Here is a 16,118-nt window from a genome sequence, read left to right on the forward strand (position 1 = left end):
CAAGTTGACATGGCTGACGAACAAGAAAAAAACGGAATAACTACCTGGTTTTGGGTGGTTGGATGGGGTGCTCTTCTCTGGAATTTACTGGGTGTAATGTCTTACATCATGACGGTAACAATGAGTCCTGAAGTAATGGCTGAACTGCCTTCTGCACAACGAGAACTAATGGCTAATACACCGGCTTGGGCTACTGGGGCTTTTGCTTTCGCCGTATTTGGGGGAGCATTAGGCTCATTATCCCTCTTACTGAAAAGAAAAGTAGCTCTTCCCCTCTTCATTGTTTCCTTTATCGGAATTGTGGTGCAGCTATATCACTCGTTATTTATGAGTAATTCCATCGAAGTATATGGACCGGGTGGCGCTGTTATGCCAATCATGGTTTTGTTATTTGGGATAGGCCTGATTTGGATAGCCAGAAATGCAATATCAAAAGGTTGGCTGAAATAGTCCGACTGCATGTAACTTCAGTAGTAGAAGAAATAGAGTACCCCAAAAACCCAAACCCTGTACTCGGGTAGATTTTAAAGAATCGTAAGGTTAAATCATAATTTATTTATGTATTTATGATTTTTTCTATTTGGACTTACTCTGAATTAGCACTGTTTTCTAAAACTCCCGGGCCAGATAGTGATCATTGACATCATCAGGCATAATCTTTTTTAGCGGCCAGATAAACCACATGCCATTTGATCTTAAGCTTGTTGTTGCATTTTTGATCCCAGTGATCTACCAGCAGCCGGAATTGTTTTGACGTCAGAGCGTTTCCCTTCACATTTTCAGAAGCACCTATTCGTTTTAAATGACGAAAGAAATCAATAGATGATTCAAATTCCTGGAAAAGATCATTCTCATAGTAATCAATTTGCATTGGACCCATCGACAACTTAACCACCACTTCTTCCACATCGGGTAAAGGATTGGACGTGTAAGGAAGCCCAAGCTCCAGGCAGTGTTCGTACCATTGTTCAAAGGAATGATTACCGGGAAAAGAACATAGCAGCAATCCGCCCGGCTGTATAGATTGGGACAGATTTTCCAGCGATACGGATGTATCCTTAAACCAATGAGGGGCAAAATTACTGACAACCATGGCATAGTTAGTATCTCCCTCATCAAACTCATCGGCATCTAACACCTGAAACTGAATCTTATCAGAAATTAGTCCCTCTTTTTCCAATTCAGATTTGCAGAACTCCACCATTTTAGGTGAGGCATCGGTAATCAAAAACTCTTTATCCGGGAAATGCTCTATGAGCTGACGAGTCAGAAAACCTGTACCGCAACCCACTTCAAGAATAGGCCCGGACGGTAAAAGCTCCCTCCAGGGCAATAGCGATGATATTAGTCCATCGGCTACCTTCTTTTGAATTTCTGCTTCCTGATGATAGGCTTCTGCAGCATTACCAAAACTACGGGCTATTCGGCTGATGTCGTTTTCTTCTGTAATTTCCATCATGCTGAAAAATAGGAATCATTGCATTGATAAACGACCAGCATTCTTCATAATGCGTTACGGGCAACCCGTGCCCTGCTTCCTTTATAAAATGATAGACGGCATTCCCTTCGGTAATCTCGGTAAATTTTTTACCCCGGTTGTGCGAGAGAATTTTGTTGCTCCCTCCGTCCAGACTAATGATCGGCTTCCCGTTTTTTATTCTTTGCAGATCAAAGGAATCGGTATGTAGCTTTTTCAAATCCTTCAAAAGCAACTCACCGTCAAGTTTTCCCTTTGGGATATTCTTTTTTTTATCGGGATGAAATGCCTTCTTCCAGTATTTTTTAAGTACCTCTCTTGGGTCCTTTTCAAAATCTGAAATCATTGCTTTAAGTGCTTTTTGTGATTCTAATCGTTCCTTTTCATCCTGTGGGTGAAAATCACAAAATCCATTGAAGATTATGATGCAGGTTGCTTGTTCAATTTGCTCCTCAGGGCACCAGTGCAAGCCAAAAGAATGCAAGAAAAGAGCTTTATGCTTCGAATTGCCTGAGAACCCGGGATGCTTTTCATCCAAAAAATAACCACGATCTGCAGTTTTAAATAAAACACCCTCAGGCAGAATAGACTTCCAGTCTTTCCAAAACGACGAATCAAAGCCCCATCCGTGGTAGGAAATAATTTCTAAATCAAGCTTTTCTTTCGATATATGCACGTTCTGATCAATCTATATCTTAGTTAACTCTTATTTAATGATCAGGATGCCGGATCTTCTGCTGATGGCGTCCAGGTAGAGTCAGATTCAAACGTCCGCCCCATAGCCCTGAACTGGCGTACGAACGGGAGTTTCTTTCTTACACTGGGTGCAAATTGGTTGTAATCGATCATGAACAAGCGATTGGTATCGGGATCATAATAAGTGAAATTCACAAAGGGTCCACCCATCAGTCCGTTTACCATGTACCAGGTACCACGGGTTTCGTAGGCAAGTAGCCGGCCTTTCTGAAAGCTTTCGGTAATAATGGGGCGTATTTCAGGACGGTTCGTATAGGTCTGGACATACATAGAGTCACGAGCGCCTTTGATATACTCCTGAGAAAGGGAGTCACGGGTATTGATAATCCATTCGTCATCCAGGAATGAAATATCATCAACGTTGTCTTTATACCAAATCCACATCCAGCGGTCGTTTTGTGGAAGGAAACGACGGTAACTGATGAAATTAAGGGTGTCTATATTCTTGATATAATCGTGCTGGAACCGAACTTTAAAACCTCGGTTTTGCCATAACGAATCTGAAAGCTGTGTTTGTTCTTTCTTTTCGTACACAAAATACTCCCAGCGCTGAAGCTCTTTTTGAAGCATGTTACTGAGCAATGAGTTTTCTGTATTTCTGATTTTTTGAGCTAAAAGTGAATCGGAAGACGAACTTAAAATCAACACATATTGATCCCTGTACCATTGATCTTCCACCGGGAATGCGAAACTTTCACCTTCCTTGACTCGCTGTTCAACCGACTCGTCCAGGAAGCCGCGAATTTGCCGGCCGGTGTTGGAATCCTCATCAATGGGAGCGGCAAAAATTACGTTCTTTTTGCTCTTAAGGCGGTCTAAATGCGATTGAGAGCGGATTTGTGTAAACTGAAGGTCATAATACGGTTCTCCGTTTGGAACGGTTAACACCCACTTTCCAAATACATCTCTGATGGCTTCGGCTGTTTGGCTTTCCCATTTGGTGGAATCCATAACCACAACTACTTCGCGGGTATTTCCTTCAGCCAAAGGGCGGTAATCTCCATCACAGGAGACAAAAAGAAGAGCAACGGCTGAAACAATTATAGAACCTAATGTTAATCGCATAATGAATAATTAATTTCCAAATTTCAGTGAGTGAACGAAAGAAAACAACGCTGATTGCCATCCTTCATTCGGGTAGTTTTTCTTGATGGTATCAATTAAGGCACTACCAACAATAAAACCATCGGCATTTGATGCGATATCAACCGCATCCTCATGAGATTTGATGCCAAAACCCACCATCACCGGGTTATGAGTGATATTGGTTTTTACCCGTTCTATAAACCGATTCACAGATTTTGACACTTCCTCACCTTCTCTGGCACCGGTTACCCCGGTAACGGAAACGCAATATACAAATCCCTGTGACTTTTCATCGGCTTGCTTCATCCGCTCATCGCTGGTGTTTGGTGCAACGAGATAGATCAGAGACAGCTTCGAATTTTTGGCATGCTGCTCAATAATCCCGCCTTCTTCAATGGGGATATCCGGAATAATCAGTCCGTCAACGCCCGCTTCTTCGGCTCTGGCGCAGAACTTCTCAACTCCATAACGCAGTACCGGGTTCATATATCCCATCAAAATTATGGGGATTTCCGATTGTTTACGGACTTCCTTCACCATTCCGAAGATTTTCTCCATGGTAATACCATTCTGAATAGCTACATCGCTGGAATACTGAATTGTAGGCCCATCCGCTAAAGGATCACTGAACGGCATACCAAGCTCGATGATATCGGCTCCGTTTTTTTCGAAGCCAAGGATGAGGTCAACGGTAGCGTCTAAATCAGGAAAGCCGGCGGTTAGAAAAAGACTCATCAGCTTTGAGTCGTTTCCCTTTTCTGTAAATGTATTTTGAATTCGGTTCATTAAACTAAAAATAACTTCTTTTATGGAACACGGAAAACGCTGATACTAAAAAAGATTTACACTGATTGATGGTTAGTAAATCTGTGAGAATCCATTTAATCGGTGTCACCCGTGTTCGATTCAATTTTCCTTCTCGCGGATGAACTCCGAAATCGTGCCCATGTCTTTATCGCCGCGGCCGGAGCAATTCAAAATTATAATATCGTCTTTCGATGTTTCCGGCATTAGCTTTTCCAGCCATGCAAAAGCGTGAGCGGTTTCCAGAGCCGGGATAATTCCTTCGGTTTTCGAAAGCAATTTCACGGCATCCATGGCTTCATCGTCCGTAACAGCATGATAGTTCACCCTTCCCAGATCTTTTAAATGCGCATGTTCAGGCCCTACACCCGGGTAATCCAGACCGGCACTGATAGAATGAGCCAGCTCAATCTGGCCCTCCTCACTTTGTAGTAAGTAGCTCAGCGAACCATGTAATATGCCCGGGGTTCCTTTACTCATGGTTGCCGCAGTCTGTCCGGAGTCAACACCGAAACCGGCCGCTTCTATTCCTATAATGTTCACATCCTCGTCATCAATAAATGGATAGAAGAAGCCAATGGCGTTCGACCCGCCGCCTACGCAGGCAACCAGGTGGTCCGGATTTCGCCCTTCATATTCATGAACCTGATTCTTGGTTTCCCGTCCGATAACCTCATGAAAATAGCGTACCATCATGGGGTAAGGATGAGGGCCAACTACCGACCCTATGATATAAAATGTGGTATCTACATTGGTTACCCAATCACGGATGGCTTCATTGGTAGCATCTTTCAGGGTTTTTGAACCACTGCTTACCCCTCTTACTTCTGCACCGAGCAGGGTCATACGATCTACATTCAATTTCTGGCGAACCATGTCTTCCTCTCCCATGTACACCACACAATCGAGTCCAAATTTCGCACAGGCCGTGGCCGTAGCCACTCCATGCTGACCGGCACCTGTCTCAGCTATGATTCGCTTTTTACCCATTCGTCGGGCCAATAAAACCTGTCCAATCGCATTGTTAATTTTATGTGCACCGGTATGACACAGATCCTCTCGTTTCAGATAGATTTTGCCCTTACCGTAATGTTCGGTTAAGCGATTCGCAAAGGTTAACTTGGTAGGCCGTCCGACATATTCATCCAATAACGATTTGAATTCTTTTTGAAAAGTCTCGTCGTTTTTAGCCTTTTGGAATTCCGCTTCCAGCTCCTGAATGGCAGGGATTAGAATTTCCGGCACAAATTTACCGCCAAATTTGCCGTAATACCCACGTTCATCGGGAAAGGTATATTTCTTTGTCTTAGTTTTTGTGCTCATAATATCATCATTGAGTAGAAACACGGATAAAACAGGTCCTGTCAACCCGCTTAATCCGTGTTCTGTTAATTTGCTTCCAAAGCTCTCATTTGATCCATGAAGGCTTCAATTTTTTCAAAATCTTTAAGTCCTGGTTTCTGCTCCAGGCTGCTTGATATATCCACAGCATAAGGCTGAACCGTATTGATTGCTTCATGAATATTTTCTGCATTCAATCCACCGGAGAGGAAAAACGGTATATCGATATCAGCTTCATTCAGCATATCCCAGTCAAATGATTTCCCGGTTCCGCCCCAAAGTCCATCAATTTTTGTATCAAAAAGAAGAAAGTCGGCCACTTCAGAATACTGATCTATTTGATGTTTCAGTAAATAAGGAACCGTTTCCTGCTGAATATGAATCACTTTTATGATGGGCTTTTCCACCAGTTCACAGTACTCAACCGATTCATCTCCATGAAGCTGAACATAATCCAGCCCGGTTTCTTTGGCTATTCGGTTAACGTCATCTAAAGGCTGATTTACGAAAACACCGACTTTCTCAGGGCCTTCCAGCCAATTAATGACAGCTCCGGCTTCTCCGGGTTCAATATACCGGGGACTGTTTTCATAAAAGATAAAACCCAGGTAATCCACCAAAGCTCCGGCTGCAAACCGTGCGTCTTCAAGGTTCGTTATTCCGCAAATCTTAATTCTTGTTCTGTGGTTCTGTGCAGTCATAATCATTGTTGATGGAACATGGGTAAAGCGGATGTAAAGGGTAGTCGCTGATTTAATAAGTGCATTATCGTGAAAAAATATTCAGCATCTGTATCATCCATGTTCTACATCTTCTTTTTCTTTTTGTAAACGTTCAAATTCTTCTTCGGTCTGTTCAATTAAATCTTTTATAGCCTGACCGGGGTCGTCTTGTCTCATAAAATACTCACCTATCAGAGCAGAATGGATTCCTTCTTTTTGCAATAAAGCCAGATCTTTTCCGGATGATAACCCGCTTTCGGAAACCAACACCGTTCCTTCCGGTGCTTGTTGAAGAATTCCGATGCCACGATGCACATCCACCTCAAAATTCTTAAGATCACGATTGTTTACGCCCAGTATATCAACCAATTCGAAATTAATTCGATTGAAGTCTTCCTGATCATAACATTCAACCAAGGCATCCAATTCAAATTCCCGGGCAGCATGCAATAGTTCATTCAGTTGAGATCCTTCTGTAATGGCAACTATTATTAAGGCTGCATCTGCTCCGTATGCTTTCGCCTCTTTCATCTGATAGGGATCAATGATGAAGTCTTTTCTCAATAATGGAAGCTTAACTCTATTTGATATCGCCTCCAGGTATTTCAAATCGCCCTTAAAAAAAGGCTGGTCGGTCAAAACGGAAATAGCTGATGCCCCTCCCTCTTCGTAGCGTAGTGCGATGTCAACCGGATCAAAATCGGGGCGGATAATTCCTTTAGATGGAGAGGCTTTTTTTACTTCTGAAATGATAGAAACAGACTCGTTGTCTCTCAGTGCGCCTTTGAAGGAAATGCTCTCCTTCTCGAAACCCTGAAAGGAATTGAAGTCGTTAAACGAAACCTTCCTCCTTCGTTTGGCTAAATCTTCGGCCGTCTTTTCAACTATTTGATCAAGAATGTTGCTCATAAATCAGTATTTAAACGTCCCCATTGCATCGTTGGTGGCATCAATAAAGTCATTCAGCATCTTACGGGCTTTGCCGGATTCAAGTGCTTCAACAGCCAATTCCTTGGCTTCTTCCAATTTCTCAACCTTTCCTGATGCCTGAATAGCAAATGTGGCATTTAACAGAGCAATATTTTGCTGAGCTTCGGTCGCTTTATTTGCCATGATATTCGTTAGTATCTCTGCATTTTCTTTCTTGCCGCCGCCCATAAGGTCATCCATCTCCACTTTCTTAAATCCAATGGATTCAGGGTCAAACAAGATGGAGGTGGAGACTACTTTATCTTTCAGTTCAAAGATCTCGGATTGAGAAGTTAAGCTCACTTCATCAAGTCCATCATGAGCATTGAACGTGTAAGCAAAGTCTGTATCAAGATTGGCAAGGATGTGAACCATTTTTTCGGCTACTTCTTTACTGAAAGCACCGATTACATATCGCTGAACTTCGGCGGGATTAACCATTGGACCTAAAATGTTAAAAAACGTCCGGAAGCCAAGTTCACGGCGTGTCGGCATCACATACTTCATGGCTGGATGAAACATCGGGGCAAACATGAAAGCCATTCCCACTTCATCAAAAACCTGCTCCACTCCTTCTTTACCGAGCTCAATAGCGGCCCCTAAATGTTCTAAAACATCAGCAGAACCACATTTACTGGATGCGCTACGGTTTCCATGTTTAATTAAAGGCACTCCCGCTGCAGCCGTAATTAAGGAAGCTGCAGTAGATATATTGAAGGTGCCTGACTGGTCTCCCCCGGTTCCAACAAGATCGATAGCTCCCGTAATATCCACATCTACTTTTACGGCTTTGGAGCGCATCACTTTAACAAAAGCGGTCAGTTCTTCTACCGTTTCTCCTTTCAACCGCATAGCTGTAAGGAAACCGGCAATTTGTTCTTCAGAGACCTCGCCCGACATGATCAGGTTTAGCGCTGTTTCAGCCTCAATTTGGGAGAGGTCTTCAGAAAATGAAAGTTTGTAGAGAATACTTTTGAAATCCATTATTGTCGCAACCAGTTTTGAATTAATTTAGGTCCTTCGGTAGTAAGAATGCTTTCCGGGTGAAATTGGATCCCCTGGATGGGATACTCTTTGTGGCGAATACCTTGAATCACTCCGTCATCCGAATGAGCTGTGATTTCAAGTACATCCGGGATACTATCCGGATCTAACACCAGGGAATGATATCGGGTAGCTGTGAAGTCTTTTTCCGTTCCTTCAAATATAAACTCCCCGTTATGTGATACTTTCGAAACCTTGCCGTGCATAAGCTTAGGAGCGTGAGTAACTTTAGCCCCAAACACTTCTCCAATAGCCTGGTGACCCAAACAAACTCCCAATACTGGCGTGTCTTTCCCCATCTCACGGATAATTTCTTCGGTGATTCCCGCTTCATTCGGACGCCCGGGGCCGGGAGAAATGAGGATCTTAGAAGGCTTCAAAGCCCTGATCTCATCCAGCGTCATTGCATCATTTCGAATGACTTTATAATCATCTGTTTCAGCTGCAACCAAATGAACAAGGTTGTAAGTGAAGGAGTCGTAGTTGTCAATAATAAGGATCACAGATTCATAGGATTTAAAGATTTTTCAGATGTTAAACATGATGGAATAGCATTCATAAGTCAGGGTTGTGACGAATTTTCTTCGAATAATAGTAAATCAGCGACCATCCATTCTATCCGCATCATCTGTGTTCCAAATTTTAAAAGTGCCTCACTATTCCCGTTACTTCTCTTATGGGTTCCATTACAGATTCTGCTCGTTCTCTGGCCTTTTTACCCCCTTCTCTTAATACATCGTGTACATAATCCAGGTCCTTAGCCAGTTCATGCCGTCGATCGCGTGCATCTCCAAAATACTCCTCAATCATTCCAAGCAGTTCTTTCTTAGCATGACCGTAGCCATATCCACCGGCTTTATATTTGGCTGCTATCTCGTCTTGAGTGTCTTTATCGGCAAACAGTTTGATGAGGGCAAACACATTATCACTTTCAGGATCTTTGGTATCTTCAAGCGGTGTTGAATCTGTTTCAATAGACATGACTCGCTTCTTCAGGGCCTTTCCTTCCGCAAATATATCGATGGTATTATTGTAGCTTTTACTCATTTTGCGACCATCAATTCCGGGAACAACAGCCACTGATTTCACAATGTGTTCTTCCGGTAGTTTGAGGTATTCACCACTATACGTATGATTAAATTTGCCGGCAAGATCGCGGGTAATCTCAATATTCTGCTTTTGATCTTCCCCTACAGGGACTATATCGGAGTGATAAATAAGGATATCAGCTGCCTGCAGGATCGGGTATGTGAATAAGCCGATGTTCGGGTTGAGCCCGGCGGCGATTTTATCTTTATAGGAAACTCCTTTCTCCATGAGAGACACAGGAGTCAAAGTTCCGAGTATCCAGGCCAGTTCCGTGACTTGCGGCACATCAGACTGGGCAAAGAAGGTCGCTTTGTTGGGATCTAATCCCAATGCCAGGTAATCAAGTGTTACATCAATTGTATTTTGGCGAAGCTGTTCTCCATCGTTCAATGAAGTCAGCGAATGGAAATTGGCGATGAAGTAAAAGGCTTCTCCCTCCTCCTGCATAGCTATATGCTGACGGATCGCCCCGAAATAGTTTCCGATATGAAGCTTTCCTGAAGGCTGAATTCCTGATAAAATTGTTTTTGTGTCGCTCATAAACTGTGTTATTGAATATCTAAAGCTACGCTAAGCGCCTGTATGAGTGCGCCCGCTTTGTTCTGTGTTTCTTCAAATTCTTTGGTGGGATTACTGTCGGCAACAATGCCCGCACCGGCCTGAATATAGGCTTTGTTATCGGTTACCACCATGGTGCGGATGGCAATACAAGTATCCATGTTTCCGGAAAAATCGAAATAACCAACCGCACCGGCGTATATTCCACGCTTGGTCGTTTCCAGTTCGTCGATGATTTCCATGGCTCGTATTTTTGGAGCCCCACTTACAGTTCCGGCCGGGAAGCACTGCATAAGTGCATCTACCGACGTTTGATCTTCGCGAAGCTCACCAACCACATCACTTACAATATGCATAACGTGTGAATATCGCTCGATAACCTGATTTCGTTCCATCTTCACCGTTCCGGCTTTGCTAACGCGGGAAAGGTCATTACGCCCCAGATCCACAAGCATAATGTGTTCTGCCACTTCTTTGGGATCGTTTTTTAAATCTTCTTCGAGAGCAAGATCTTCTTCATGTGTTTTCCCCCGCGGCCGGGTTCCCGCAATGGGCAAAACCCGTGTTTCTCCTTCCTGAACCCGAACCAATACTTCCGGTGAGGAGCCCACCAGTTGAAAATCTTCAAAATCCAGATAGAATAGATACGGAGATGGATTTACCATTCTTAATGCCCGATACAACATAAAGGGATCACCGCTCATATCGGCTTCAAACCGTTGAGAAAGTACTACCTGGAATATATCACCTTCATAAATGTGCTCTTTAGCCTTGTCAACAATATCTTCGAAATAATCCTGATCCATATTGCTTGCCAGCGACTCGGTATCAATACTAAACGAACGGTTTTGATAATTGGAATTCAGGGCCGCTGCTTCCATTTCGTCGAGACATTGCTGAGCATTCCGATAGGCTTCATCGATGTCTTTTTCTTCATCTACAAAAACCGTTCTTATCAACACTACCTGGTGCTTCACATGATCAAAAGCGAAAATCTCATCATAAAAAGCCCAGATAGCTTCCGGCAGGTTAAGATCATCATCAGGTACATCGGGAAGATCTTCAACCAGGCGAAAGGTATCGTAAGCAGAGAATCCAACCGCCCCTCCTTTCAATCGCGGAAGTTCGGGGAGTGTGGGTTCGGAATAGGCTGTGGTCAGTTCTCTGAGCTTGTCGAAATAACCCTGATCGATTTTATCTGTTTTCCCTGCAGACTCAAGAGTTGTCTGCTCTCCATCAAACATCAGTTTTTGATAGGGATTTCTTCCAATAAAGGAATAGCGGGCCAGCTGCTCCCCGCCCTCTACCGATTCCAGTAAGAATGGGAACTCAGCCCCCTCCCGGATATTCATAAAAAGTGAAACCGGAGTAAGTACATCGGCCAGCAATCTGCGATATACCGGGACAGCCGTATAATTTTTACTAAGCTCTATAAATTGATCTTTGTTCATCTAGTTTGGTTAATCGTTATTCGTGAATCGTTTACTTCACGGATCGATTAACGATTCACGAATAACGGTTTACGAACATTCAGAAATAAAAAAACCCACAATTCCTGGGGAACAGTGGGTTTGCTTACATTCTTATCTATCGTTCAATCTACGTACGAGACCCACTGTTATTTGTAACAACAGGCCACCACCAAGCATTAATTTGAACGATTTGTTTTTTCATAACGCGTCGAATATAACGGCATAGCAAAGTACATGCAATACGAAGTTCCACAATTTATGAAGTTTAAATCCGTATTGGATTTAAGAACCATGAATCCTTACCATTAGAAATAATCTTTTAGCAGCAAAATTATTTTGAAGCACCTATTCATCTACACTACTCTTTTGCTTGGTTCAAGCATCGTGTTTCTTTCTTGTGATTCGACCACTTCACCAAAAGATATATTTGAGGAAAGCCCGGTAATCCAAAGCTTTAATGTATCGCCTCAGAATGTGCAATTCACATCAGCTGATGATGGTGTTAAGGATACAACAGTGATAGTCACCTTTTCAGCAGAAACAGAGAATCTGTCTGAAGGTGTAGTCCCCAGAATAATTATTACCGACCGAAATTCCGGCCAGGTAGAGTTGCAACAGGATATGGAAGTAACATCAACTAATGGTGAATTTACTCTTGAGGTGCCGTTTGAAACCAAGACTACTTTCTTTCAGGATTTTAAAGTGAATGCCATTGTACAGAATCCTGAAACCAGCGATTTTAATTATGCTACGGCTTCGCTTAAGATCACCGGATTTTCGGTAGAACCCCCTGAAATCCTAAGTGTAAATAATCCTGAAGAGCTACAGCGACCTACACAAGGAGAAGCTGCGGTAGGTTTTTTAGCAAAAGTTTCTGACGTTGAAGGTATGGATTCTATCAGAGGAGTGTTCCTTCGTTTGATCAGTCGTGAAAGCGGAGAAGTATCAGGCTCACCATTCCAACTTTATGATAACGCTTCAAATGGTGATCAGGTAGCGAGTGATTCTGTTTTCACAAGAGTGTTTGTGTTTAATTCAGAAAATGAACTTCAAACCTATGATGTGTTTTACTATGCGATTGACCGTGGAGGTTTAACCAGTGATACAGTTTCAACAACCTTTAGTATTGTTGAGTAAATGAAGAAATTTATAACAGCCCTTACTTTTTTATTTCTTCCTTTTGTTGGCATAGCCCAAGTTTATGGTCCACTGAATCCAGACCGCGAAACCACCAACACTATTCGGGTAAATGGAGTTAGCACTATATTAGCTTTCGGTGATACCGTTTGGATCAGCCCTTCCCTGAATAGAAATATCAATAATAACGCGGAATGGTTCACACCTGAAAACGCTGATAGCGTAGTCAATGGCATTGGACGTGTGTATTCGCTGGAGCTTGGACAAGATACCGTTTTAGCAGGTCTTGGCTATACGAATACGGAAGCCGAAGGAAGTCCCCAAACCGCATTCGGATACTATTTTTCAGTGGATGGTGGCGATTCATGGCGTTTTGAGCCCCCAGTCCTCGACCCTGATCCTCCATCGAAATGTTTTTCAGATGACCCTGATTTTGAACGACCATCCAGTGCCGGGGATTACGATCCGGATTGCGATATACAGTTTACCTACGGCGGGATAACTTACAATCGCATTCGTTTTACAGTCCCTGAGCAAGCGCCGCCCTATGAAGTAGATTTTCAAAATAACGTTGTTTATTCAGCTAATTTCGGAGGCGGGTTAATCCGAAGTCGGGATTTCGGTGATACCTGGGAGCGGGTTATTCTCCCCCCTGACAATGTTTCCGAAATGACCCCGGATGATGATTACACCTGGAGTTCGGATATCATATTAGCGAACGGAGACGTCACGCAGATTAACCGTTATGATCCCAGAAGTAAGTTTGGACTGAATCTGCGTGTTTTTGGGGTGCATATCGATTCACAGAACCGGGTTTGGGTGGGAACCGGCAACGGAGTGAATGTTTCGGATAATGCATTATCAGCCCCGACGGATAGTGTTCGCTGGTCGCACATTACATTTGATGGATCTAACAACGGACTTATCGGAAATTGGGTAATCGAGATTAAAGAAGAACCGGGCACCGGGAGAATATGGATGACTAACCGGGTGATAGAATCCGGAGTGGAAGATCAGGGACTTGTGTACACCGATGATGGCGGCCAAACCTTTACCCAGATGCTGATTGGAGAGCGCATTAATGATATTGGTTTTAAGGATGGATATGTATTTGCAACCGGAGAAAATGGCTTGTTCATTTCTCCCAACGGTGGAGATACCTGGATAAAATCACCTCAAATTAAAAGCCCGAATACCTTCATAAAATCAACCGCTGTTTTTTACTCAGCTACTTCTACTACCAATCGTATCTGGATCTCTACAAGCGATGGACTCGCCTCTCATGAATGCTGCACAGCCAACCAGGTTTTTGATAACTGGGAAATCACCCGGGTTAACTTCCCTCTAAAAGGCGGAAATGTTCACGATGAAGGCCGGGATGTAAACACCTATGCCTACCCCAACCCATTTTCACCGACCGTCCATGAGCTGGTTCGCATCAAGTTTGAAGTAGAAAATCAGGGCAATGTGAACATCCGGGTTTTTGATTTCGGGATGAATCTCGTCCGGGAAATTGAAAACGCTTCTTTCCCGCCTGGCACTTATGAAGCCGTTTGGGACGGGGTTGACGGAAAAGGCCGTAAAGTTGCTAACGGAGCTTATATATATGTGATTGATACGCCCGGTACTCGCAAGAATGGTAAAATTTTGGTGGTGGATTAATGCTGAATAGATTCACACATATCAACAGAACTTTATTCCCGGTCTTCCTCCTCTTGTTTGGGTTGATTTCGCCATCGCTTTTAGCTCAGAACGGTGGCTTTGCCGGAGCATCATACCGGATTGGGTACAGCGCCAGGGGAATGGCTATGAGTAACGCCATGAGCGCGGTAACATCTGAAGGCGCTTTCGCCTACTATAACCCTGCACAAGCGGCATTGGCGTTAGATACCCGCCAGACCGATCTTACGGTTGGAGCGCTTAAATTTGACCGTGTATTCCAAAGTTCAGGCATACACCTGAAACTTCCACCCAGTGCCGGCATCTCGTTCAACGTGATGCGAGCAGGAGTAAAAGATATTGACGGCCGAACGGTAAGCGGATATCCAACCGGTTTGTTTACGGTTAATGAATATCAGCTGACCAGTAACTTTGGCATCCGGCTTAGTGAAAAATTCAATGCGGGAGTCGGCCTGAAGTTTAGCATGGCTGATTATCACTCCGAGCTTGACAATGCCTTTACCGTTGGTGTGGATCTAGGGGCATTATATAATGCCGGAGAATATCTGAACATTGGTTTTTCAGTGAAAGACCTGTTTGCTAATTATTCGTGGAATGCTCAAAACTTATATAACCTGGATCAGGCCCGGGATGTGGTTAATAACTTCCCTACCCGAATTATATTAGGATTAGCCTACCAGAGAAAGCTTTTCACCGTATCTGCAGATTTCGAGCTGCAAAGTTATAGCTCCGAAACAGAAACTACTGAGTTTTTTATTGATAACGGGGTTCCATCCACCATCACAACTTCAGAAACCATTAACACCAGTTCTTCACAAGTTAGATTAGGCGGCTCATGGAAAGCTCACGAACGTTTTACTCTCCGAGCCGGGTGGAATCTGCCGGAAGCCACGAATATGGATAGCTGGGCCTTAAGTAGCGGTTTTTCCATTCACCTGCCATTTGACGTATTTTCCCCTTCCATCGACTATGCGTTTGTGATGGAACCGTACCGAATTTCTAACATGCATGTATTTTCCTTACGCCTGAATTTATGAAAACCGTATTCTTCAGCCTTTTTCTATTCATCAGCAGCTCCGCCCTTTTTGCTCAGGGAAGCGGCTTCGAGATGCTGAGCATTTCTCCAACTCCTTATTCTCTTTCTAAAGCTGAAGCCACCACTTCAATATCCGAAGGGGCAGCTTCTATTTTCTCAAATCCGGCTTTACTATCCCTTAATGACTATTCCTCCATAGATTTAGGATATTCTTTCTGGATCGCTAACGTGAATAACATTTTTGGTGGTGTAAACTTCAAAAACGGGCAAAGAGCAGTAGCTTTTTCTTTTTACACCTCCGGAGCTGATGATTATGAAGCCCGAAATAACCCGGGTCCACCAAACGGTGAGTTCTCTATACAATATATCTCTATCTCAGCGGCGTATGCTTATGATTTCAAATACTTTGCATTGGGAGGTGCAATTCAGTATCTGAACGAAGAGAACTTCACTTATCAGGCTAACGGTTATGCTTTTAATTTCGGAATGGCCAGTGAATTATTTAACGACAAGATTCGGTTTGGGGCATCGGTAACGAATTTGGGAGAAATGGAGAAGCTCAACATTAATTCCACCCCTCTCCCTGCGAATTTTAAAGTTGGTACTTCAGCAGATGTACTCAACTTCACCCCACCAAAAAACGATGACTTGCCGGTGTTGGTAACTGCTTACGCTGATTATGTCTATCCTCTGGTTGAAACGGATGACAAAGATTATGCCGACTATACAGTTCCGGGCTCATATTTTAATTTAGGGCTTTCATTTAACGTAGCTGACGTTTTGGAAATCAGCGGTGGATATAAAACCCAGAATAATGTTCGTCCGGTTTCATTTGGGGCTGCCTTCACAACCGACGAGATTACCTTCAATTATGCATTGGTTCCTTTCAATACCGGCTACGGAACAGTACATTCCATCGGGATTCAGTACAAATTTTAATAAGGGTA

General features: G+C 43.4%; 16 protein-coding genes. 5 read left to right on the top strand and 11 right to left on the bottom strand.

Annotation, left to right across the window (positions count from 1 at the left end):
• Positions 1–9: 9 nt before the first annotated feature.
• A complete protein-coding gene (locus NM125_RS14375) occupies positions 10–450 on the top strand; it encodes a hypothetical protein (protein WP_255135667.1) in 441 nt (146 codons plus the stop codon).
• Between the two features lie 196 nt (positions 451–646).
• On the opposite strand, the gene NM125_RS14380 is transcribed toward NM125_RS14375, so the two are convergent.
• From NM125_RS14380 to trpE, 11 genes are all read right to left on the bottom strand, one after another.
• The gene (locus NM125_RS14380) at positions 647–1,459 is read right to left on the bottom strand and encodes a methyltransferase domain-containing protein (protein ID WP_255135668.1); all 813 of its coding nucleotides are present in this window, start codon (positions 1,457–1,459) and stop codon (positions 647–649) included.
• Positions 1,413–2,153 carry a hypothetical protein gene (locus tag NM125_RS14385; protein WP_255135669.1) on the bottom strand — a complete coding sequence of 247 codons (741 nt, stop codon included), beginning with the start codon at positions 2,151–2,153 and terminating at the stop codon, positions 1,413–1,415. The genes NM125_RS14380 and NM125_RS14385 overlap by 47 nt, the downstream gene beginning before the upstream one ends.
• A 41-nt stretch (positions 2,154–2,194) precedes the next feature.
• Positions 2,195–3,298: a DUF4837 family protein gene (locus NM125_RS14390; protein WP_255135670.1), complete on the bottom strand. Its 1,104-nt coding sequence runs from the start codon at positions 3,296–3,298 to the stop codon at positions 2,195–2,197.
• Between the two features lie 9 nt (positions 3,299–3,307).
• Positions 3,308–4,105: a tryptophan synthase subunit alpha gene (trpA, locus tag NM125_RS14395; protein ID WP_255135671.1), complete on the bottom strand. Its 798-nt coding sequence runs from the start codon at positions 4,103–4,105 to the stop codon at positions 3,308–3,310.
• Positions 4,106–4,225: 120 nt separating this feature from the next.
• Positions 4,226–5,446, bottom strand: a complete 1,221-nt coding sequence (gene trpB, locus NM125_RS14400; protein WP_255135672.1) for a tryptophan synthase subunit beta — start codon at positions 5,444–5,446, stop codon at positions 4,226–4,228.
• Between the two features lie 65 nt (positions 5,447–5,511).
• Positions 5,512–6,165 carry a phosphoribosylanthranilate isomerase gene (locus tag NM125_RS14405; RefSeq protein ID WP_255135673.1) on the bottom strand — a complete coding sequence of 218 codons (654 nt, stop codon included), beginning with the start codon at positions 6,163–6,165 and terminating at the stop codon, positions 5,512–5,514.
• 93 nt (positions 6,166–6,258) lie between these two features.
• A complete protein-coding gene (gene trpC / locus NM125_RS14410) occupies positions 6,259–7,095 on the bottom strand; it encodes an indole-3-glycerol phosphate synthase TrpC (protein ID WP_255135674.1) in 837 nt (278 codons plus the stop codon).
• Positions 7,096–7,098: 3 nt separating this feature from the next.
• Entirely contained in the window at positions 7,099–8,139 is a 1,041-nt protein-coding gene (gene trpD, locus NM125_RS14415) for an anthranilate phosphoribosyltransferase (protein ID WP_255135675.1), read from the bottom strand.
• A complete protein-coding gene (locus NM125_RS14420; RefSeq protein ID WP_255135676.1) occupies positions 8,139–8,702 on the bottom strand; it encodes an anthranilate synthase component II in 564 nt (187 codons plus the stop codon). Before NM125_RS14420 ends, trpD begins: the two co-directional genes overlap by 1 nt.
• Before the next feature lie 139 nt (positions 8,703–8,841).
• Complete coding sequence (gene trpS / locus NM125_RS14425) at positions 8,842–9,828, bottom strand: tryptophan--tRNA ligase (protein WP_255135677.1); 987 nt, start codon at positions 9,826–9,828, stop codon at positions 8,842–8,844.
• Positions 9,829–9,836: 8 nt separating this feature from the next.
• The gene (gene trpE, locus NM125_RS14430; RefSeq protein WP_255135678.1) at positions 9,837–11,297 is read right to left on the bottom strand and encodes an anthranilate synthase component I; all 1,461 of its coding nucleotides are present in this window, start codon (positions 11,295–11,297) and stop codon (positions 9,837–9,839) included.
• A gap of 357 nt (positions 11,298–11,654) precedes the next feature.
• On the opposite strand from trpE, the gene NM125_RS14435 reads away from it, so the two are divergent.
• From NM125_RS14435 to NM125_RS14450, 4 genes are read left to right on the top strand one after another with little or no spacing between them, the layout of a single operon-like run.
• Positions 11,655–12,455 (top strand): hypothetical protein, encoded by an 801-nt coding sequence (locus NM125_RS14435; RefSeq protein WP_255135679.1) that lies wholly within the window; start codon positions 11,655–11,657, stop codon positions 12,453–12,455.
• Positions 12,456–14,117, top strand: a complete 1,662-nt coding sequence (locus tag NM125_RS14440; protein WP_255135680.1) for a WD40/YVTN/BNR-like repeat-containing protein — start codon at positions 12,456–12,458, stop codon at positions 14,115–14,117. It abuts the gene before it with no gap.
• Positions 14,117–15,172 (top strand): OmpP1/FadL family transporter, encoded by a 1,056-nt coding sequence (locus NM125_RS14445; RefSeq protein WP_255135681.1) that lies wholly within the window; start codon positions 14,117–14,119, stop codon positions 15,170–15,172. The genes NM125_RS14440 and NM125_RS14445 overlap by 1 nt, the downstream gene beginning before the upstream one ends.
• A complete protein-coding gene (locus NM125_RS14450) occupies positions 15,169–16,110 on the top strand; it encodes a PorV/PorQ family protein (protein WP_255135682.1) in 942 nt (313 codons plus the stop codon). The genes NM125_RS14445 and NM125_RS14450 overlap by 4 nt, the downstream gene beginning before the upstream one ends.
• Positions 16,111–16,118: the final 8 nt, after the last annotated feature.

It is taken from the genome of Gracilimonas sediminicola, from assembly GCF_024320785.1.
Lineage (GTDB): Bacteria > Bacteroidota > Rhodothermia > Balneolales > Balneolaceae > Gracilimonas > Gracilimonas sediminicola.

What these genes read in the sequence shown, in the direction of transcription:
- NM125_RS14375 (WP_255135667.1), top strand. Translation starts at nt 10, where the DNA reads ATGGCTGACGAACAAGAAAAAAACGGAATAACTACCTGGTTTTGGGTG.
- NM125_RS14380 (WP_255135668.1), bottom strand. Translation starts at nt 1,459, where the DNA reads ATGATGGAAATTACAGAAGAAAACGACATCAGCCGAATAGCCCGTAGT.
- NM125_RS14390 (WP_255135670.1), bottom strand. Translation starts at nt 3,298, where the DNA reads ATGCGATTAACATTAGGTTCTATAATTGTTTCAGCCGTTGCTCTTCTT.
- trpA (WP_255135671.1), bottom strand. Translation starts at nt 4,105, where the DNA reads ATGAACCGAATTCAAAATACATTTACAGAAAAGGGAAACGACTCAAAG.
- trpB (WP_255135672.1), bottom strand. Translation starts at nt 5,446, where the DNA reads ATGAGCACAAAAACTAAGACAAAGAAATATACCTTTCCCGATGAACGT.
- NM125_RS14405 (WP_255135673.1), bottom strand. Translation starts at nt 6,165, where the DNA reads ATGACTGCACAGAACCACAGAACAAGAATTAAGATTTGCGGAATAACG.
- trpC (WP_255135674.1), bottom strand. Translation starts at nt 7,095, where the DNA reads ATGAGCAACATTCTTGATCAAATAGTTGAAAAGACGGCCGAAGATTTA.
- trpD (WP_255135675.1), bottom strand. Translation starts at nt 8,139, where the DNA reads ATGGATTTCAAAAGTATTCTCTACAAACTTTCATTTTCTGAAGACCTC.
- trpS (WP_255135677.1), bottom strand. Translation starts at nt 9,828, where the DNA reads ATGAGCGACACAAAAACAATTTTATCAGGAATTCAGCCTTCAGGAAAG.
- trpE (WP_255135678.1), bottom strand. Translation starts at nt 11,297, where the DNA reads ATGAACAAAGATCAATTTATAGAGCTTAGTAAAAATTATACGGCTGTC.
- NM125_RS14440 (WP_255135680.1), top strand. Translation starts at nt 12,456, where the DNA reads ATGAAGAAATTTATAACAGCCCTTACTTTTTTATTTCTTCCTTTTGTT.
- NM125_RS14445 (WP_255135681.1), top strand. Translation starts at nt 14,117, where the DNA reads ATGCTGAATAGATTCACACATATCAACAGAACTTTATTCCCGGTCTTC.
- NM125_RS14450 (WP_255135682.1), top strand. Translation starts at nt 15,169, where the DNA reads ATGAAAACCGTATTCTTCAGCCTTTTTCTATTCATCAGCAGCTCCGCC.